At 67.0% G+C, this 19,242-nt stretch carries 21 protein-coding genes and 1 tRNA gene; 3 read left to right on the top strand and 19 right to left on the bottom strand.

Annotation, left to right across the window (positions count from 1 at the left end; translation table 11 throughout):
* Positions 1-7 precede the first annotated feature (7 nt).
* Positions 8-457: a hypothetical protein gene (locus ACO6VK_RS12155; protein WP_422507466.1), complete on the top strand. Its 450-nt coding sequence runs from the start codon at positions 8-10 to the stop codon at positions 455-457.
* A 71-nt stretch (positions 458-528) separates the two neighbouring features.
* Here the strand turns inward: ACO6VK_RS12155 and ACO6VK_RS12150 are convergent.
* The 15 genes from ACO6VK_RS12150 to rlmE form a co-directional block, all read right to left on the bottom strand.
* Positions 529-621: transfer RNA gene (locus tag ACO6VK_RS12150), tRNA-Ser, on the bottom strand.
* 81 nt (positions 622-702) lie between these two features.
* Positions 703-906, bottom strand: coding sequence for a carbon storage regulator CsrA (gene csrA / locus ACO6VK_RS12145; RefSeq protein WP_422507464.1), 204 nt, complete (start codon positions 904-906; stop codon positions 703-705).
* A 148-nt stretch (positions 907-1,054) separates the two neighbouring features.
* On the bottom strand, positions 1,055-3,703 hold the full coding sequence (gene alaS / locus ACO6VK_RS12140) for an alanine--tRNA ligase (protein WP_422507462.1): 2,649 nt from the start codon (positions 3,701-3,703) through the stop codon (positions 1,055-1,057).
* Positions 3,704-3,780: 77 nt separating this feature from the next.
* Positions 3,781-4,272 (bottom strand): recombination regulator RecX, encoded by a 492-nt coding sequence (gene recX, locus ACO6VK_RS12135; RefSeq protein WP_422507460.1) that lies wholly within the window; start codon positions 4,270-4,272, stop codon positions 3,781-3,783.
* A 111-nt stretch (positions 4,273-4,383) separates the two neighbouring features.
* On the bottom strand, positions 4,384-5,427 hold the full coding sequence (gene recA, locus ACO6VK_RS12130; protein ID WP_422507458.1) for a recombinase RecA: 1,044 nt from the start codon (positions 5,425-5,427) through the stop codon (positions 4,384-4,386).
* A 203-nt stretch (positions 5,428-5,630) separates the two neighbouring features.
* On the bottom strand, positions 5,631-6,281 hold the full coding sequence (lexA, locus tag ACO6VK_RS12125) for a transcriptional repressor LexA (protein ID WP_422507456.1): 651 nt from the start codon (positions 6,279-6,281) through the stop codon (positions 5,631-5,633).
* 111 nt (positions 6,282-6,392) lie between these two features.
* Positions 6,393-8,072, bottom strand: a complete 1,680-nt coding sequence (gene ubiB, locus ACO6VK_RS12120) for a 2-polyprenylphenol 6-hydroxylase (protein WP_422507454.1) — start codon at positions 8,070-8,072, stop codon at positions 6,393-6,395.
* A gap of 35 nt (positions 8,073-8,107) precedes the next feature.
* On the bottom strand, positions 8,108-8,602 hold the full coding sequence (locus ACO6VK_RS12115) for a CinA family protein (RefSeq protein ID WP_017357644.1): 495 nt from the start codon (positions 8,600-8,602) through the stop codon (positions 8,108-8,110).
* Positions 8,603-8,694: 92 nt separating this feature from the next.
* Positions 8,695-10,005, bottom strand: a complete 1,311-nt coding sequence (hflX, locus tag ACO6VK_RS12110; protein ID WP_422507451.1) for a ribosome rescue GTPase HflX — start codon at positions 10,003-10,005, stop codon at positions 8,695-8,697.
* 26 nt (positions 10,006-10,031) lie between these two features.
* Positions 10,032-10,316 carry an RNA chaperone Hfq gene (gene hfq / locus ACO6VK_RS12105; RefSeq protein ID WP_411850608.1) on the bottom strand — a complete coding sequence of 95 codons (285 nt, stop codon included), beginning with the start codon at positions 10,314-10,316 and terminating at the stop codon, positions 10,032-10,034.
* 107 nt (positions 10,317-10,423) lie between these two features.
* A complete protein-coding gene (gene miaA / locus ACO6VK_RS12100) occupies positions 10,424-11,377 on the bottom strand; it encodes a tRNA (adenosine(37)-N6)-dimethylallyltransferase MiaA (RefSeq protein WP_422507449.1) in 954 nt (317 codons plus the stop codon).
* Positions 11,377-12,276 (bottom strand): dihydropteroate synthase, encoded by a 900-nt coding sequence (gene folP / locus ACO6VK_RS12095; RefSeq protein WP_422507447.1) that lies wholly within the window; start codon positions 12,274-12,276, stop codon positions 11,377-11,379. The genes miaA and folP overlap by 1 nt, the downstream gene beginning before the upstream one ends.
* 64 nt (positions 12,277-12,340) lie before the next feature.
* A complete protein-coding gene (locus ACO6VK_RS12090; protein WP_422507445.1) occupies positions 12,341-12,526 on the bottom strand; it encodes a hypothetical protein in 186 nt (61 codons plus the stop codon).
* Between the two features lie 103 nt (positions 12,527-12,629).
* Complete coding sequence (gene ftsH / locus ACO6VK_RS12085; RefSeq protein ID WP_422507443.1) at positions 12,630-14,570, bottom strand: ATP-dependent zinc metalloprotease FtsH; 1,941 nt, start codon at positions 14,568-14,570, stop codon at positions 12,630-12,632.
* Between the two features lie 53 nt (positions 14,571-14,623).
* On the bottom strand, positions 14,624-15,256 hold the full coding sequence (rlmE, locus tag ACO6VK_RS12080) for a 23S rRNA (uridine(2552)-2'-O)-methyltransferase RlmE (RefSeq protein WP_422507509.1): 633 nt from the start codon (positions 15,254-15,256) through the stop codon (positions 14,624-14,626).
* A 65-nt stretch (positions 15,257-15,321) separates the two neighbouring features.
* On the opposite strand from rlmE, the gene yhbY reads away from it, so the two are divergent.
* Positions 15,322-15,627 carry a ribosome assembly RNA-binding protein YhbY gene (yhbY, locus tag ACO6VK_RS12075; protein ID WP_422507441.1) on the top strand — a complete coding sequence of 102 codons (306 nt, stop codon included), beginning with the start codon at positions 15,322-15,324 and terminating at the stop codon, positions 15,625-15,627.
* A gap of 17 nt (positions 15,628-15,644) precedes the next feature.
* On the top strand, positions 15,645-16,019 hold the full coding sequence (locus ACO6VK_RS12070) for an Mth938-like domain-containing protein (RefSeq protein ID WP_422507439.1): 375 nt from the start codon (positions 15,645-15,647) through the stop codon (positions 16,017-16,019).
* Positions 16,020-16,229: 210 nt separating this feature from the next.
* Here ACO6VK_RS12070 and ACO6VK_RS12065 read toward each other — a convergent pair whose 3' ends face one another.
* Genes ACO6VK_RS12065 through surE form a run of 4 tightly spaced genes read right to left on the bottom strand, consistent with a single transcriptional unit; the run spans position 16,230 to position 19,096 of the window.
* Entirely contained in the window at positions 16,230-17,012 is a 783-nt protein-coding gene (locus tag ACO6VK_RS12065) for a peptidoglycan DD-metalloendopeptidase family protein (protein ID WP_422507437.1), read from the bottom strand.
* The gene (locus ACO6VK_RS12060; RefSeq protein WP_136006378.1) at positions 17,009-17,623 is read right to left on the bottom strand and encodes a YqaA family protein; all 615 of its coding nucleotides are present in this window, start codon (positions 17,621-17,623) and stop codon (positions 17,009-17,011) included. Before ACO6VK_RS12060 ends, ACO6VK_RS12065 begins: the two co-directional genes overlap by 4 nt.
* Before the next feature lie 19 nt (positions 17,624-17,642).
* On the bottom strand, positions 17,643-18,320 hold the full coding sequence (locus ACO6VK_RS12055; protein WP_422507434.1) for a protein-L-isoaspartate(D-aspartate) O-methyltransferase: 678 nt from the start codon (positions 18,318-18,320) through the stop codon (positions 17,643-17,645).
* Positions 18,317-19,096, bottom strand: a complete 780-nt coding sequence (surE, locus tag ACO6VK_RS12050; RefSeq protein WP_422507432.1) for a 5'/3'-nucleotidase SurE — start codon at positions 19,094-19,096, stop codon at positions 18,317-18,319. The genes ACO6VK_RS12055 and surE overlap by 4 nt, the downstream gene beginning before the upstream one ends.
* Positions 19,097-19,242 lie beyond the last annotated feature (146 nt).

Here is a 19,242-nt window from a genome sequence, read left to right as displayed (position 1 = left end):
AACACGGATGTACATCGCGCTCGCGACATCGCTGCTGCTGGCCCTTGCCGGCTCGGCCGCCCCGCCGCAACTGGAGGACTATCCGGTCGAGCTGACCCGGATCGATCACTTCGCACCGACCCGGCCTCCGCATGACGGGGTGACCTGGAAAATGGACATGTACCTGCGCGGCGACAGCCAGGACGGCGACCTCGACTTCGCGGACCGCTTCACCGTCTACCTGGCCGGCTGCGGCAGCGGCTGCATCGAGTACGTCCTGATCGACCGCGTCAGCGGCCAGGTCCATCCCGGCCAGACCCTCAACAACGGGCGCTTCGCACACCGGCGCGACAGTCGCCTGCTGATCGTCACGCACAACGACGGCTACGGGTATCCCGACCGGATCGAGTATCTGCTGTGGACGGGCGAACGGCTGGAGCGCATTGCGTACGAAGAGCGCGCCTTCGTCCCCGACTGAGGCGTACCGGGTGCATCGGCCGCCCAAACAAAAAGGCCTTCGTACTTGCGTACGAAGGCCTTCTGCATAACTGGCGGAGCGGGAGGGATTCGAACCCTCGATAGAGCTTTTGACCCTATACTCCCTTAGCAGGGGAGCCCCTTCAGCCACTCGGGCACCGCTCCAGTGTTCTTGTTCCGCCGCTGCGTTGTTTCATCTCAGCGGGGGCGCGAATAATAACGTTTTCCGCGCCCTCAGGTAAAGCCTTAATCGGAAGAATTTTCACTTCCAGCGGTATTCGGCTCGTCGCCGCGCTGGATGCGCTGGTAAATCTCTTCGCGATGCACGGCAACGTCCTTCGGAGCGGTGATACCGATACGGACCTGGTTGCCCTTGACGCCGAGCACGGTCACGCTGACCGAATCACCGATCATCAGGGTTTCGCCTACGCGGCGAGTCAGGATCAACATTTTTGCAAGTCTCCATGGAACCGGTGGTGTTTCCCCACCGGCTTGGCGCCCAGCCAAGGAACGCCCCACGACAAAGGGAAAGGATTCGCCATAGTACCGTCAGCCGTCCCACGCCATCAAGGAGTAGGACAGCCAAGGCTTACGACGTTCAGATACGAGGGGTGACCCAATCCACTACGGCGGCGAGCGCCGAGGCAAGGGCGGGCCCGTCCTCACTACCACCCTGGGCGAGATCCGGGCGACCGCCGCCCTTGCCCCCGATCTGACTGGCGATGTGCGACAACAGTTCCCCGGCCTTTACCTTGCCCGTTGCACTGCCGTTCACACCGGCAACCAGGGCGGCTTTGCCGTCCTGCACGCCGGCCAGCACGATCACGGTATCGCCCAGCTGCTGCTTGAGACGATCCACGGCATCACGCAGGGCCTTGGCATCAAAACCCTCCAGACGCGCGGCCAGCACCTTGACGCCATTGACCTCTACCGCCGACGCGCCGAGGTCGGCGGTGGCGCCAGCGGCCTGCTTGGCCTTCAGGCCCTCCAGTTCGCGTTCGAGCTTCTTCTGCCGCTCGCCGAGCTGGCGGATCTTCTCGACCACGTCGCTGGCCGTGCCGCCCAGCAGCGCGGCCGCTTCGGCGAGCTGCGCTTCCTCGTTGGCCACGTAGTCCAGCGCGCCCTGCCCGGTCACTGCCTCGATGCGGCGCACGCCCGAGGACACACCGCCCTCGGAGGTGATCTTGAACAGGCCGATGTCGCCGGTGCGGCCCACATGGGTGCCGCCGCACAGCTCGGTCGAGTAATCGCCCATCTTCAGCACGCGCACGTGTTCGCCGTACTTCTCGCCGAACAGCGCCATCGCGCCGAAATCGAGCGCTTCCTGCATGCCCATGTTGTGCACTTCGGCGGCGTTGTTGGCGCGCACCTGTTCGTTGACCTTGCGTTCGATCACCGCGAGGTCCTCGGCGCTGATCGGCTGGAAGTGCGAGAAGTCGAACCGCAGGCGGTCCGGTGCCACCAGCGAGCCCTTCTGCTGCACGTGGGTACCCAGCACTTCGCGCAGGGCGGCGTGCAGCAGGTGGGTGGCCGAGTGGTTGAGAATGGTGGCGCCACGGCGCTGGCCATCGACCTCGCCGCTGATCACGTCGCTCACCTTCAGGCTGCCGCTGGTCACCTGGGCCACGTGGCCGTGGTACTGGCCCGCGAACTTCTGGGTGTCGCCAACCTGCAGCTGCACGCCAGCGCCCGACAGCGTGCCGGTGTCGCCGACCTGACCGCCGGATTCGGCGTAGAACGGGGTCTTGTCAGTGAGCACGATGACCTCGTCGCCGGCCTGCACCGCATCCACCGGGCGGCCGTCCTTGAGCAGGGCCACCACCGTCAGGCCGTCGGCCTGCAGGCGGTCGTAGCCCAGGAACACGGTGGGCTTGAGGGTGGCGACCAGCTCGGCGGACAGGACCACGCCTGCACCGCCCTTGCCTGCCTTGCGGCCGTCGTCGCGCTGCTTCTTCATCGCTGCATCGAAGCCGTCGGTGTCCACGGTCAGGTCGCGCTCGCGCGCGATGTCCTGGGTCAGATCCAGCGGGAAGCCATAGGTGTCATAGAGGCGGAACGCGTCGGTGCCGGGGATCACGCCATCGGTCACCTGGGCGGCGACGTCGTCGAAGATCTTCATGCCCGAATCCAGCGTCTGGGCAAACCGCTCTTCTTCGGCCTGCAGCGCACGCACGACGGTGTCGGCCTGCGCCGGCAGATCCGGGTAGGCCTCGCCCATCTGCTCGACCAGGGTCGGCACCAGCTTGCTGAAGAACGGCTGGCGCACGCCCAGCATCCAGCCGTGGCGCAGCGCGCGGCGGATGATCCGGCGCAGCACATACCCGCGGCCCTCATTGGACGGCAGCACGCCATCGACAATCAGGAACGAACAGGCGCGGATGTGATCGGCGATCACGCGCAGCGACTTGTTCTCCAGGTCGGCCATGCCGGTCAGTTCACTGGCCTTGCGGATCAGCGCCTGGAACAGATCGATTTCATAGTTGGTGTGGACGTGCTGCAGGATCGCCGCCAGGCGCTCCAGGCCCATGCCGGTATCCACGCACGGGGCCGGCAGCGGCACCAGGGTGCCGTCGGGCTGGCGGTCGAACTGCATGAACACCAGGTTCCAGATCTCGATGTAGCGGTCACCGTCTTCATCCGGCGAGCCCGGGGGGCCACCGGCGATATGGTCGCCGTGGTCGTAGAAGATCTCGGTGCACGGACCGCACGGGCCGGTGTCGGCCATCTGCCAGAAGTTGTCCGACGCGTACGGGGCGCCCTTGTTGTCGCCGATGCGCACGATGCGCGACTCCGGAATGCCGACCATGTCGCGCCACAGCGCGTAGGCCTCGTCGTCGGTCTGGTACACGGTGACCAGCAGACGCTCGGCCGGCAGCTTCCAGACCTGGGTCAGCAGTTCCCACGCCCATGCAATGGCATCCTTCTTGAAGTAGTCACCGAAGGACCAGTTGCCCAGCATCTCAAAGAAGGTGTGGTGGCGCGCGGTGTAGCCGACCTGGTCCAGGTCGTTGTGCTTGCCGCCGGCACGCAGGCAGCGCTGGACGTCCGCGGCGCGCACGTAGCTGCGCTTCTCCGCGCCCAGGAACACGTCCTTGAACTGCACCATGCCGGAGTTGGTGAACAGCAGGGTCGGATCATTGCCCGGCACCAGCGGCGCCGACGGCACGATGGTGTGGCCCTTGCCCTTGAAGAACTCAAGGAAGTCGCTGCGGATCTGGGAAGTAGTGAATTTGACGGATGCGTTCATGGGGGGCTGGCTTTGTGCGGGCCGGCCAGTCCCTCGCGGGACCGCCGAAACCACAAAGGGTATCAGGCCCGGGCCGCTCAGTCCTCTGGGTCGTAACGGGTCGCCCGGCGGATGCTGTCGCCATCGAACCCGCGACGGGCCAGCAGATCGGCGGCCTTGCGCCGCTGCGCCAGCTCCTGCGGGCCGGCCTCGCCGAACCGGCGCCGGACCAGATCACGGGCATTCTCGGTCCAGTCGCCTTCGAAGGTCGCCATTGCCGCCGCCACCTGCTCGCTGTCCAGCCCGTGGGTGCCCAGCTCGGCACGGATATGAAACGGGCCGTAGCCGGTATTGGCGCGGACCCGCACCAGGTTCTCGGCGAAGCGGGTGTCGTCCTGCCAACCCGCCTCGCTGAGCTTGTCCACCGCCGCTTCCGCCGCCTCGGTCTCGATGCCCCGGGCCTGGAGCTTGCGGGTGAGCTCCTTGCGCGAATGTTCACGGCGCACCAGCAGACCCAGCGCCCGCTGGACGGGGGTCTGTTCACTGACACGGCGTTTGCGGCGGGGTGCCGGGGCGTCGGAATCCTGCATGGCAGCCTTCAATCAGATGCGCCATCCGTGGCGCTCCCCCCGTCGGGGGAATACGGAAACCGCGGGACAGGGCAAGCGTCACTGACGGCGCTGCCCTGCCCCGCAGGAAACTTACTCGGCGTCGTCTTCGCCGTCGTCCTCACCACCCTCGCGGGCGGCCTCGGCCGGCTGGAACTTCTCGCGCAGCTCGGCCTCCAGGCGCTGGGCGACCTGCGGGTTGTCGCGCAGGTAACCGCGGGCGTTGTCCTTGCCCTGGCCGATACGCTCTTCACCGTAGCTGTACCAGGCACCGGCCTTCTCGACCAGCTTGGCTTCCACGCCCATGTCGATCAGTTCGCCTTCGCGGCTGATGCCCTCGCCGTACAGGATCTCGGTGATGACCTGCTTGAACGGGGGCGCCAGCTTGTTCTTGACGACCTTGATCTTGGTCTGGTTGCCGATGATCTCGTCGCCCTTCTTGATCGCACCGATGCGGCGGATATCCAGGCGGACCGAGGCGTAGAACTTCAGGGCATTGCCGCCGGTGGTCACTTCCGGGCTCTGGCCCGGCATCATCACGCCGATCTTGTGACGCAACTGATTGATGAACACCACCAGCGTGTTGGAACGCTTGATGTTGCCGGTCAGCTTGCGCAGCGCCTGGCTCATCAGACGGGCCTGCAGGCCCGGCAGCTGGTCGCCCATTTCGCCTTCGATTTCGGCCTTGGGGGTCAGCGCGGCAACCGAGTCGACCACCACGATGTCCACCGAGCCCGAGCGCACCAGCATGTCGGCGATTTCCAGCGCCTGTTCACCGGTATCCGGCTGGGACAGCAGCAGGTCGTCGACGTTCACGCCCAGCTTGGCGGCGTAGATCGGGTCCAGTGCGTGCTCGGCGTCGATGAAGGCGGCGGTACCGCCCTTCTTCTGGCACTCGGCGATGGCCTGCAGGGTCAGGGTGGTCTTGCCCGAGGATTCCGGACCGTAGATCTCCACGACACGCCCCTTGGGCAGGCCACCGATGCCGAGCGCGATGTCCAGCATCAGCGAACCGGTGGGGATGACCTCGACCGCTTCGATGACGCGGTCACCCATGCGCATGACCGAGCCCTTGCCGAACTGCTTCTCGATCTGGCTCAGGGCGGCGGTAAGCGCACGCTTTTTGTTCTCGTCCATCGTATTGGTCCTTGCAGAGGTCATGTCGTTGGAGGTGCTTTCTTTGGGAGTCTTCTTGGCCACGGGGTCACTTTAAGGTTGGCGTATCGCACAGGCTGAGATTCTGCCCGGCATTCGGAAAAAAATTATCGGACATCCGTACCAACCTCAGCGGAACCAGAGAATCGCCACAAAGACCGCGCGTGTTTCAACAGCATCAGGACCTAGCGGTTGGGCCGCAGCAGTCCGCAATAGAGGCCTTCGATGGCGAAGTCCTGGTCGGGCAGCACCTCGATCGGCTTGTAGTCGGGGTTGCGCGGCAGCAGCCGGATCCGGTCCTTGCCCATCTTCAGCAGCTTGACCGTGATCTCGTCATCGATGCGGGCCACCACGATCTGCCCCGACCGGGCGTCGCGGGTGCGGTGCACGCCGATCAGATCGCCGTCGAAGATGCCTTCGTCGATCATCGAGTCGCCCTGCACCTTCAGCAGGTAATCCGGCGCGGGCGAGAAGAACACCCGGTCCAGCACCACGAAATCGTCCGAGCCGATGTCCGCCCCGATCGGCAGACCGGCCGCGACCCGGCCCAGGACCGGCAGGCGCAGCACGTGGTCAGGCAGCGCGGCCACGGCCAGCGACCCGGGCAGGCCGTCCTGCAGCGGCGGCGCCTGCACCAGCCGGATGCCGCGCGCCTGGCCCGGGATGCGACGGATCGCCCCGGCCTGCTCCAGCGCCTCCAGGTGGTACTGCGCGGCGCGTACGCCCTTGAAGCCGAAGGCACGCGCGATTTCCGCCTGGGAGGGCGGTGCGCCATCGGTCTGGATACGCTCGGCGATCAACTGCAGGATCGCCTGCTGGGTGTCGGTCAGGTCCATGATTAGTAGTATTACTACTAAGACCTGGGGCGCGCAAGTGCCTGCGCAGGAAGCGCGACAGGCAGCCGACCAACGGTCGGCGCTGCCTGCGGCACCATCCGTTCCGCGGCGTCAGGGATTCCGGCCGGAGCGCCAGATCGAGAACAGGATCCACACGCCACAGAAGCCGGCGCCGACGAAGCCGGCCACGCCGAGGGCCAGCAGCCAGCGGCTGGAGACCCCGCCCACGCTGTGCATCACGATCGACGAGCCGATGATCAGGGCAGCCGTCACGATGCCCATCACCAGCCGGTTGGCGGCCCGGTTGACCTGGTCGCCAAAGCCCTCCAGCGCGCGGGTTTCGACCTTGAGCTGAAGCCGCCCGTTGCGCGCCATCTGCAGCAGCCGGCGGACGTCGCGTGGCAGGTCGCCCATCAGGTCCATCGCCCCGAGCAGGCTGCGTTTGCCGCGCTTGAGCATCGCCGCCGGCGCATAGCGCTGCCACATCACCCGTTCGAGATACGGGCGCGCCGCGGTGGCCATGTCGAACTGTGGATCGAGCTGGCGGCCCATGCCTTCCAGCGTCAGGAAGGTCTTGATCATCAGTGCGAGGTCGGCCGGCAGGGTCAAGGCGTACTGGCGCAGCAGCTGGGTCACATCGCCCAGCATCAGGCCCATGTGCAGGTCCTTCAGCGGCACGCCCCGGTACTGGTCGACGAAGGTGCTGATGTCCTGCTGCAGGCGGGCTTCGTCCACGTCCACGCCACCGGCCCAGTCCAGCAGCACGTCCATGACCGGCTCGGGCTCCTGGGTCACCAGCCCGTGCAGCAGCTGCGCGACCTGGAAGCGACGCTGCTCGGACAGCGCACCGACCATGCCGAAGTCGATGACCCCGATCCGGCCGTCGTGCAGATAAATGATGTTGCCCGGATGCGGGTCGGCATGAAACGCGCCGTCCTGCAGCACCATTTTGAGGATGATCCCGGCGCCGGTGCGCGCGAGCTGCACCCGGTCCAGGCCGGCGGCATCGACGCCCGCCAGATCCCGCCCGGGGATGCCATCCACGAAGTCCTGGACGTTCAGGCTCTCGCAGGTCCACTGCCAGTGCACGGCCGGAATGAAGATGTCCTGCCGCCCCTGGAAGTTGCGGGCGATGCGCTCGGCATTGCGGCATTCGGCGGCGAAGTCCAGTTCGCGCCGCAACGAGGTCTGGAACTGCTGCACCACTTCCGACGGGCGGTAGCGGCGCAGGTCCGGCAGGCGGGCTTCGACGATCTCGGCCAGGCGCGCCAGCAGGCGCAGGTCGGCCTCGATCACCTCGCGGATGCCGGGGCGACGGATCTTGAGCACCACGGCCGAGCCATCATGCAGGGTCGCGCGATGCGCCTGCGCCAGCGATGCGGCGGCCATCGGGGTTTCATCGAGCCAGGCGAACACCTCGGTGGCCGGTGCGCCCAGGTCGCGTTCGAGCTGGTCGCGCACCTGGGCATACGGCAGCGCCGGCACGGCGTTCTGCAGTTCGGAGAACTCGGCGATCCAGTCCGGCGGGAACAGGTCCACGCGGGTGGCCAGCACCTGGCCCAGCTTGACGAAGGTGGGGCCGAGATCCTCCATCGCGCGGCGCACCCGCACCGGCGCGGTCATGCGCAGCATCTGCTGGGTGTCGTTCCAGTGCAGCAGGCGCCCGGCCCGTTCGAGCACGTCGGCCAGGCCGATCCGGCGCACCAGGTCGCCGAAGCCATAGCGGATCAGGACCGAGGCGATTTCCTGCAATCGCCCCAGGTCGCGCACGGTTCCCAGCGTTTCCCACATTGCGCACACTCCTGTCGGCACACGCGCTCAGGATGTCACACCGGCGGGAAGATTCCCGTCAGCGCCTGGTGCACGGTCTGCCGCCGTATGGCTTCGCGGTCGCCGTCGAACTGGAACAGCTGCGCACGCGCATAGCCGCCACGCTGCTTCCAGCCGATCCAGACACTGCCCACCGGCTTGTCCGGGCTGCCGCCGCCGGGACCGGCGATGCCGGTGACGGCCACCGCCATCCCCGCGCCGGAGTTGACCAGCGCGCCGGAAACCATTTCCAGCACGGTTTCGCGGCTGACCGCGCCGAACTGCTCCAGCGTCTGCGCGCGCACGCCGAGCAGGCGCTGCTTGGCTTCGTAGCTGTAGACGACCATGCCGCAGTCGAAGAAGGCCGACGAGCCGGCCACATCGGTCATGGCCTTGGCGATCCAGCCGCCACTGCAGCTTTCGGCGGTGACCAGCTGCAGCGCAGCCTGCTGCAGGCGCTGGCCGACGTCACGGGCGAGAACGCCGAGGTCGGCGTCGGAGGGAACGGTCATGGGGATCCAGGATCAACGGGGGGCACAGCCCCCGTTTTAGCCGAAAACAACGGGGCTGTCGTGCCAGGACGCTGCGACAGTATGTCGCGGCGTCACCATTCGGGCACTTTCTCCGGCAGCAGCGCGCGGATCGGCTCGCCACCCTCGCCCGCAGCCAGTTTTTCGGCCTCGGCGATCGGAATCTCGACGCTGAGCAGCCAGCCGTCCTCGTCGGCCTGCTCACTGCGGACCACCTCCAGCTGGTGCAGGCGCGACCGCAGGCGGCCGGCACTGGGCGGCAGGCGCAGGTCGCCGGTCACATGCTGCAGGCCCAGGCGCTTGCCCAGCACCGACTGCAGCAGGTCCAGCCCGAGCCCGTCGCGGGCGGAAATCCAGACCCGTTCGCGGCGCGCGGTATCCGGGATGCCGTCCTGGGCGTCGTGACGCACCTCGCTGCCCTCGATGCGGTCGATCTTGTTGAACACCAGCAGCTGCGGCAACTCGCCCGCGCCCACCTCGTTCAGTACGTCGTCGACCTGGGCAATGCGTTCTTCGCGATGCGGATCGGCCGCGTCCACGACATGCAGCAGGAAGTCGGCCTCGCGCGCTTCACTCAGGGTCGCGCGGAAGGCGGCCACCAGCTCGTGCGGCAGGTCGCGGACAAAGCCCACGGTATCGGCCAGCACCACGTTGCCGCCCGGCACCGCAATGCGGCGCACGGTCGGGTCCAGGGTCGCGAACAGCTTGTCCGCGGCATAGGCCTCGGCACCGGTCAGCGCATTGAACAAGGTCGACTTGCCGGCATTGGTATAGCCCACCAGCGCCACCCGTGGCAGTTCGCTGCGCACGCGGGCACGGCGCATCTGGGTGCGCTGCACTTCCACTTTCTCGAGCCGCTTCTGCAGCTGCTCCACCCGCTTCTGCAGCAGGCGGCGATCGGTTTCCAGCTGGGTTTCACCCGGGCCGCGCAGGCCGATGGCACCACCGCGCTGACGCTCCAGGTGGGTCCAGCCGCGCACCAGCCGCGTGGCCATGTGGCGCAGCTGCGCCAGCTCGACCTGCAGCTTGCCTTCGTGGCTGTGCGCACGCTGGGCGAAGATGTCCAGGATCAACCCAGTGCGGTCGATCACGCGACGCTCCAGGAACCGCTCCAGATTGCGCTCCTGCGACGGCGACAGCGCATGGTTGACCAGCACCAGATCGGCCCCGGTGGCCTCGGCCGCCGCCTTGATCTCGTCCAGCTTGCCGGAGCCGATCAGGATCGACGGATTGGGGCGATCGATGCGCGCGGTCAAAGTGGCCGCGATGCTGGCCCCGGCAGAGCGGGCCAGATCGGTGAACTCTTCCAGCACGTCTTCTTCGAGCCGGCCGGCATGCGGCTGGATCAGGAGCGCGTGTTCGCCTCGCTTGGAACGATCAAACACGCAGTTCTCCCGTATTGCTCAACCTGTCACTCAACGTCTTCATCACCTTGGACGCCTTCGGCGCCACCTTCGTTGGACTGCACATAACCACCGCCCGGCCCGACCCGCACGTTGCGCGCCGGCACCACGGTCGAGATGGCGTGCTTGTACACCATCTGGCTGACCGTATTGCGCAGCAGGACCACAAACTGGTCGAACGATTCAATCGTGCCCTGCAATTTGATGCCATTGACCAGATACACCGACACCGGCACGCGCTCGCGCCGAAGTGCATTCAGAAACGGATCCTGCAGCGATTGCCCCTTGGACATTGCACACTCCTGATTATTGTTTTTATGGTTTTCCAGCAGTTGCTGCGGCCCCCGCCGCCCACCGGAATCCTTGATGGTACACGGGGTGGGCGCGTGAAGGCGCGGAGTCAGCGACCGACGAAGGTCGAAACCGCGTCCGCCAGGGAGGCACCGTCGATATGCGGGTCGAACCAGCGGGCATCAAGCTCGCCCCGCAACCAGGTCAGCTGCCGTTTGGCCAGCTGCCGGGTGGCGTAAATGCCCCGGTCGCGGAACTCGGCGGCGCTGCCCTGCCCGTCCAGGTATTCCCATGCCTGCCGATAGCCGACCGCGCGGATCGCCGGCAGGTCCAGCGGCGCCGCCACCTGGCCCATCGCCGGCAGAGCGCGCAGGGCACGCACTTCGTCGAGAAACCCGTGGTCGAGCATGGCGTCGAAACGGGTGGCAATGCGCTGGTGCAGCACGCTGCGCTCGCGCGGCGCCAGCACCAGCTTCAACGCACGCACCGGCAGGCGGTCCACGCCCGGCAGTTTCTGCCAGTCGCTGATCGGGCGGCCGGTTAGTCGAAAGACTTCCAGCGCCCGCTGGATGCGCTGAGGGTCGGTGGCATGAATGCGCGCCGCGGCGGCAGGATCGACCTGGCCGAGCTGCGCGTGCATCGCCGCCCAGCCGTGCTCGGCCGCCTCGGCGGCGATGCCGGCGCGGACGACCGGATCGGCCTGTGGCATCGGCGACAGGCCCTGCAGCAGGGCGCGGAAGTACAGCCCGGTGCCGCCGGCAAGAATCGGCAGCTTGCCGCGCGCAACGATGTCGGCCACCGCCCGGCCGGCATCGGCGGCGAACTCGGCAGCCGAGTACGTCTGCCACGGATCGCGCAGGTCCAGCAGATGGTGCGGCGCCTGCGCGCGCTCGGCGGCATCGGGCTTGGCCGAGCCGATATCCAGCCCGCGATAGACCAGCGCCGAATCGACGCTGACGATCTCGCCGTCCAGCTGGCGGGCCAGCGCGATGGCCGTGGCCGTCTTGCCCGAGGCCGTCGGCCCCATCAGGGCGATCGCCAGCGGGCGGGAATCGGCCGCCATCAGTCCTCGTCCGGCCAGCGCGGCATCGCCGGCTTCGCATCCACCCGTATGGCCGGCACCGCAGCCACGGCCGCCCATACCTTGAGCGCATCGACGGTGGCGGCGACATCGTGGACGCGCAGCAGCATCGCGCCGCGCTGGGCGGCGATCAGGTGCGCGGCGACCGAACCGGCCACGCGCTCGCGCGGCGATTCGCGCCCGGTCAGTTCGCCGATGCTGCGCTTGCGCGACAGGCCGGCCAGCATCGGCACGCCCAGCTCCAGGAACCGCTCCGAGCGCGCCAGCAGCGTCATGTTGTGGTCGGTGGTCTTGCCGAAGCCGAAGCCCAGGTCGATGACCAGATGCTTCTTGGCGATGCCTGCCATCTCGGCCGCGAACAGGCGTTCGGCCAGGAAGCGGTGCACCTCGGCGACGACATCGTCGTAGCGCGGTGTGTCCTGCATGCTCCCCGGCTCACCCTGCATGTGCATCAGCACGACCGGCACGCCGAGCTCGGCGGCGGCCGCAAGCGCACCTTCCTGGCGAAGGGCATGGATGTCATTGATCATGCCCGCCCCAGCCGCCACCGCCGCACGCATTACCGCAGGCTTGAAGGTGTCGATGCTGATCGGCACGGTGGTCTGGCGCGCCAGCTGCTCGATGACCGGCACCACCCGGCGCAGTTCCTCTTCCACCGGCACCGGCGCACTGCCGGGCCGGGTCGATTCGCCGCCGATATCCAGCAGGTCCGCGCCCTCGGCCACCAGTTGCAGGCCATGCGCGACGGCCGCGTCCACCGTGTTGTGCGCGCCACCGTCGGAGAAGGAATCCGGGGTGACGTTGACGATGCCCATGACGCGCGGACGGTCCAGCCGCAGTACGCGGCCGGCGCAGTCCAGCTGGGGAGAAATGTCGAACATGGGCAGATCCACGAAGTACGCCAGCGCGTAGTTTACGCCGGCCTGCGGGGCCGGCTGCCGGGGGTCAGCGCTGGCGGCGCTTACGCTCCACGTACAGGGTCTTGGCGATGCTCAACAGTACGCCGACGGCGATGCCGATGCCCGCACCGAGCAGCAGGTTGTCGCGGGCCAGGCCGATGCCCACGCCCACGATCGTGGCGATCACCATTTCGGCGGTGTGCGAGATCGGCTGCGGCGGGGGGACGGACATGGCAACTCCAGGACGGGAACGAAAACGGGACGCCATTATGACCTGCGCGCGGAAACGGCGAAGGCCGGGTTTCCCCGGCCTTCGTCATTCATGCGTTGTCGGTTCAGTGCTGTTCGGCAGGACCGGCAATCGGCGGCAGCGGACGGGCGTCGCCGCCCTTGTCGTTGTTGCTGCCACCGTCCTTGTTGGACTTTTCCCAGCCCATCGGCGGCGGCGGATCGCGGCCTTCCATCACCGCATCGATCTGCGGCACATCGATGGTCTCGTACTGCAGCAGCAGCTGGGACATGGTGTGCAGCTTGTCCAGGTTGGCGGTCAGCAGCTCGGTGGTGCGCGCATAGGCCTTGTCCAGGATGCTGCGCACGACTTCGTCGATGCGGCGCGCGGTATCGTCGGACACGCTCTTGTGCTGGGTCACCGAACGGCCCAGGAACACCTCGTCGTCCTCCTCGCCATAGGCGATCGGGCCAAGCTCGTCGGACAGGCCCCACTTGGTGACCATGTTGCGGGCCATCTTGGTGGCGCGCTCGATGTCGTTGGAGGCGCCGGTGGTGACCTTGTCGGTACCGAAGATCAGTTCTTCGGCAACGCGGCCGCCGTACAGCGAGCACAGCTGGGATTCGATCGCCACCCGATTCATCGAGTAGCGGTCGCCCTCAGGCAGGTACATGGTCACACCCAGCGCGCGGCCGCGCGGGATGATGGTGACCTTGTAGACCGGGTCGTGCTCGGGCACCAGGCGGCCGACGATGGCATGGCCGGCTTCGTGGTAGGCGGTGAGCGTCTTTTCTTCCTCGCTCATGGCCATCGAACGGCGCTCGGCACCCATCAGGATCTTGTCGCGGGCACGGTCGAAGTGGTCCATGCGGACTTCCTTCTCGTTGCCGCGGGCGGCGAACAGCGCTGCCTCGTTGCAGAGGTTGGCCAGGTCCGCACCGGAGAAGCCCGGGGTACCGCGCGCGATCACCATCGGCACGACGTCGTCGGCCAGCGGCAGCTTGCGCATGTGCACCTTGAGGATCTGCTCGCGGCCCTTCACGTCCGGCAGGCCCACCACCACCTGGCGGTCGAAGCGGCCCGGACGCAGCAGCGCCGGGTCCAGCACGTCGGGACGGTTGGTGGCGGCGATGACGATCACGCCCTCGCCTCCCTCGAAGCCGTCCATTTCGACCAGCAGCTGGTTCAGGGTCTGCTCGCGCTCATCGTGACCGCCGCCCAGGCCGGCACCACGGTGGCGGCCGACGGCGTCGATTTCGTCGATGAAGATGATGCACGGCGCATGCTTCTTGGCCTGCTCGAACATGTCGCGGACGCGGCTGGCGCCGACACCCACGAACATCTCCACGAAGTCCGAACCGGAGATCGAGAAGAACGGGACCTTGGCTTCGCCGGCAATGGCACGGGCCAGCAGGGTCTTGCCGGTACCGGGCGGACCCACCATCAGCACGCCTCGCGGAATCTTGCCGCCCAGCTTGGTGAACTTGGTCGGATCACGCAGGAAGTCGACCAGCTCGCCGACTTCTTCCTTGGCCTCGTCGCAGCCGGCGACGTCGGCGAAGGTGACCTTGATCTGGTCTTCGCCCTGCAGCTTGGCGCGGGACTTGCCGAAGGACATCGCGCCCTTGGCACCGCCGCCGCCGCCCTGCATCTGGCGCATGATGAAGATCCAGAAGCCGATGATCAGGATCACCGGGAGGAAGTTCATCAGGATGGAGACAAACGAAATGCCGCTCGACGGCGCTTCCTGGGCAATTTCCACACCCTTGCCGCGCAGCACGTTGATCAGGTCGCGATCGTACGGCGCGCTGATGGTGGCCGCCTGGCCGCCGCGGGTGGTGTAGGAGATCTCGGTGGTCGCGCCGCGGGCGTCGCCGCCCAGCGTGACCTTCTGGACGTTGCCGCTGTCCACCTGGTCGAGGAACTGCGAATAGGTCGTGCCCTGTGCGCCAGCGCCGCTGCTCTTAGGCGAGAAGCTCTGGAAAACCACCATCAGCACGACGGCGACGACCACCCATAGCAGGAGGTTCTTGGTCAAGTCGTTCATCCTCATTGGCTCCGGTGTTCCTTTAATTCCTGACGCGATTCGTATGGTTGAGCTTACTTGATCTGGGCGCGTTTTCCCTGACCCAGGGCGTAAACCTCGGGCGAGCGCTTTCGGGACGCTTCAGGCTTGCGGATCACCACTTTGTCGTACCTGCGGCGCATCTCGCGCACGTAGTCGTCAAAGCCCACGCCCTGGAACAGCTTGATCAGGAACGCACCACCCGGCTTGAGGTGCTGGTCGGCGAAATCCATCGCCAACTCGGCCAGGTGCATCATCCGCGGTTGATCCACCGCGTCCATGCCACTTTTATTGGGGGCCATATCCGAGAGCACAAGGTCTACCGGCTGATCCCCCAGCATGGCTTCGAACTGCGATAGGACGGCCTGCTCCCTGAAGTCGCCGTGAAGGAACTCCACGCCGGCCAGCGGCGGCATCTCCAGGATGTCCAGGGCCAGGACCCGGCCGGTGTCGCCGATCTGGCGCCGGATCTGCTGCGACCAGCCGCCCGGGGCCGCGCCCAGGTCGACCACGACCATGTGTGGCTTCAGCAGCCGGTCACGCTCGAGCAGCTCCTCCAGTTTGTAGGCCGCACGCGAACGCATGCCCTCGGCCTGGGCCTTCTTCACGAAGGGGTCGGAAAAGTGTTCTTTCAACCAGCGTTGACTGCTTTTGCTGCGCGTTGCCATTGGATGCGGGCCGGATGGGGTGGTCATGATACCCTGATCGCCCCAGTTAACCGCTTGTTTCCTGAATGTCCATCACCCTGACCTCGTCCCAGACCCGCTTCCTCCGCGGCCACGCCCATGATCTGAAAGCCCTGCTGCAGATCGGCGGCAAGGGGGTCACACCGGCCTTCCTGGCCGAACTGGACGAAGTCCTGGAACGCCACGAACTGGTCAAAGTCAAAGTATCCGCCGAGGACCGCGAGGCCCGCGACGCCATGATTGCCGAACTGACCTCGGCCTCCGGCAGTGCCCTGGTGCAGCGCATCGGCCACGTGGCCGTGCTGTACCGTCCGAGCAAGGAACAGCGCCAGATCGTCCTGCCGCGCGGCTGATTCCGGAAGACCCACCCATGCAGCTGAGCCACGAAATCCCCGACTACGCCTACGCCCTGCGCGCCGCCGACGGCCGCACCGCGAAGGTGAACGAGCGGACGCTGGTCTCCAGCTTCATCCTGGCGCCGGACACGCTGATCGAGGCGTGGCCGGTGGCCACCATCGCCGACCTGACCCCCGACCACCTGCAGCCGGTGCTGGCACTGAATCCGGCGCTGGTAGTGCTGGGTACGGGGGACACCCAGGTGTTCCCGCCCGCTGCGGTGATGGCGGCCTGCCTGACCCGCGGGATCGGCCTGGAAGTGATGAACAACCCGGCGGCTGCGCGCACCTTCAACATCCTCGCCAGCGAGGGGCGCAAGGTGGCGGCGGCGTTCATCCTGACGGGCTGAACCGGCTGGAATCCGTTCAGGAAAGGCCGCCGTATGGCGGCCTTTTTTGTGGGCGGGGATGTGGGCGGCCGAATTGGCGGTCGTCGATCATTGCCGCGCCGTGCGCGGCCAGCCGACCAACGGTCGGCTCTACCTCGGGATTGCCAGCCGACCAACGGTCGGCTCTACCGGGGATTGCCAGCCGACCAACGGTCGGCTCTACCGGGGCCGTTATTTCGGGGGCAGGTACAGCAGCGGGTCGACCGGCTTGCCGTTGTAACGGATCTCGAAGTGCAGCATGTCGCGCGGCGCACCGGTGCGGCCCATTTCGGCGATCTGCTCCCCGGCCTTGACGCTCTGGCCTTCGTTGACCAGGCGCTTGCGGTTGTGGCCGTAGGCCGACAGCCACTGGTCGCTGTGCTTGATGATGATCAGCTCACCGAAACCGACCAGGCCGGCACCGGAGTAGACCACCACGCCGCCGGCGGTCGCGCGCACGGGCTGGCCGCTGCTGCCGGCGATGTCCACGCCCTGCTTGGTCGCCTCGCCGGCGACGAACTTGCCCACGATCGCGCCATCGGCCGGCCAGCGCCAGCTGATGTTGCTCTTGATCGCCGTGGTCGGCGACGGGGTGGGTGCCGGGGCCGGCGTCGGGGCGGTGCCCGGGCGCGGCGCGGTCACCACCGTGGTCGGTGCGCGGCCGCCGCTGCCACCGGGGTACAGCCGCAGCGTCTGGCCGGGGTAGATCGTGTACGGCTCGGACAGGCCGTTCCACGCCGCCAGGTCGCGCGGGGTGATGTTGTGGATGCGGGCCAACGCGTACAGCGTGTCGCCACGGCGGATCACCGCCGTCTGCCCCGGCTTGGCCACCGAGCTCTGCGGCGTGGGATGCGCGGTACTGCCGCCGCTGCCCGAGGGACGCACCACGGTGGCGGTGCCACAGGCGCTCAACGCGGACACCACCAGCAGCAGCGCGCCGGTGCGCACTCCCTTGCTCATACGATCAGCACTCATGCGAACTTCGACCTCCATACAAGCCAGGCAACCAAGCCCACCACCAGCACGGTCGCGACCCAGCCCAGCGGTTCGATCCAACGCCGCAGCGCGGCTTCCGCGCGCGGCCCGCCGATGCGGATGACGGCAGCCAGGACATACACCCGCTTGCCCCGCCCGATCAGCATGCTCAGGAAGTACTGCGGCAACGGCACGCCGACAATACCCGATGCCCACGTGAAGACCTTCATCGGGATCGGCATGAAGCCGCCCAGCACGAGGAAGGTGAACACCGCCCACGGCGATTCGGCCATCTTGGCCTGCACCACCGCGATGCCGCCTTCAATGCTCGACAGCATGCCCAGCGCGGCAAATACCGGCTTGAGCGCCTCGAAGGCGTAATGCCCCAGCGCGTAGCCGACCAGCGCACCGGCCATCGAGCCGGCCAGGCTGAGCGTGGCGAACCACCAGCCGCGCTTGGGCTGGGCCACGCACATCGGCGCAAGCATCACCTCGGGCATCACCGGGAAGATGATCGCCTCAATGAAGCTCAGTACGGTGAGATAGGTGGGGGCGCGCTCATGCGCCGCCCACTTCATTGCCCGCTCGTACAGCGGGCCAAAGATCTTCATGACGCAACGCTCCTTGGAATCAATCCAGCATGCCAGACAGCAGCGGCACGAACGTGACCGGCGCCAATACCTGTTGTTCAACACTGCCGTCGTCGCGACGGGTGAGCTGCACCAGCGACTGCGCGCCAGGCCCGCCCACCGGTGCCACCAGGCGTCCGCCCACGGCCAGCTGTTCAACCAGCGCATCCACCAGCGCCGGGGCGGCCGCGGTGACCACGATGGCGTCATACGGGCCGTGCTCGACCCAGCCGGCGCGACCATCGTCGTGCTTGCTGCGGATGTTCATGCCCAGCGCACGGAAGCGCTTGCGCGCCTGCCGCAGCAGGTCGCCGATGCGCTCGACGGTGTAGACCTCCAGACCCACCGCACCCAGCACGGCAGCCTGATAGCCCGAGCCGGTGCCGACTTCCAGCACCTTTTTCGGTGCGGACTGCAGCACCGCTTCGGTCATGCGGGCCACCACCCAGGGCTGGGAGATGGTCTGGCCGTGGCCGATCGGCAATGCGGTGTCTTCGTAGGCGCGCGACGCCAAGGCTTCATCGATGAACAGATGGCGGGGCACGACGCGGATCGCATTGAGCGTGACCTCGTCGGCGATGCCGGCGTCGCGCAGGCGGTCGACCAGGCGGTCGCGCACGCGCTGCGAAGTCATGCCGATGCCGACCGCTTCGGGCTGCAGACGCAGGCGCTGGGTCATGCCGGGCGGTCCAGGGCGGCGGTGAGCCCGCCTACCCAGCTCGCCACTTTTTCCAGCGCCTGATACCGGGTCAGGTCCACCTGGATCGGGGTGATCGAGATGAAGCCGTTGCGCACGGCATGGAAGTCGGTGCCGGGACCGGAGTCCTGTTCGCGACCGGCCGGGCCGATCCAGTACACCTCGTTGCCGCGCGGATCACGCTGCGGAATGCAGCCTTCGGCGCGGTGACGGTTGCCCAGGCGACTGACTTCGAAGCCGCGCACCTGGTCCCACGGCAGGTCCGGGACGTTGACGTTGAGGATGGTGTCGGCAGGCAGCGGATCGGCCTTGAGCCGCGCCACGATTTCCACCGCGGCGCGCGCGGCGGTCTCGAAATTGCGCGCCTCGTGGTTGTGCGTCACCAGCGATACCGCCACCGCCGGCAGACCGAGGAAACGTCCTTCCATCGCCGCCGAGACCGTGCCGGAATAGATGACGTCATCGCCCAGGTTGGCGGCGTTGTTGATGCCCGACACCACGATATCCGGCTCGTACTCGAGAAGCCCGGTCAGTGCCAGGTGAACGCAGTCGGTGGGCGTCCCGGCGACCGAACAGGTGTAGTGGTCGATGCGCTTGAGCCGGATCGGCAGGTCCAGGGTGAGCGAGTTGCTGGCCCCGGAGCGATCGCGGTCGGGGGCGACCACCATCACTTCATGGCCGGCCTCGCGCAGCACCGTGGCAAGCATCCGGATGCCCGGGGCATCGACACCGTCGTCATTGCTGACCAGGATCCGCATCTGCGATTTAACCGCTTGATTTTTCAAGACTTCGATTCCATCACTTTCCAGCGTTGGCGGGGTCGATGCTCATCCATGCGGGGAGCATCGACCGCGCAAGTGCGTCAGCTATTGTGCCGCATGCGGGCAGATCGTCCTACCCCGCA

The organism is Stenotrophomonas sp. GZD-301 (genome assembly GCF_049310345.1).
Classification (GTDB): domain Bacteria; phylum Pseudomonadota; class Gammaproteobacteria; order Xanthomonadales; family Xanthomonadaceae; genus Stenotrophomonas.
This window is presented reverse-complemented; position numbering and strand designations above follow the sequence as displayed.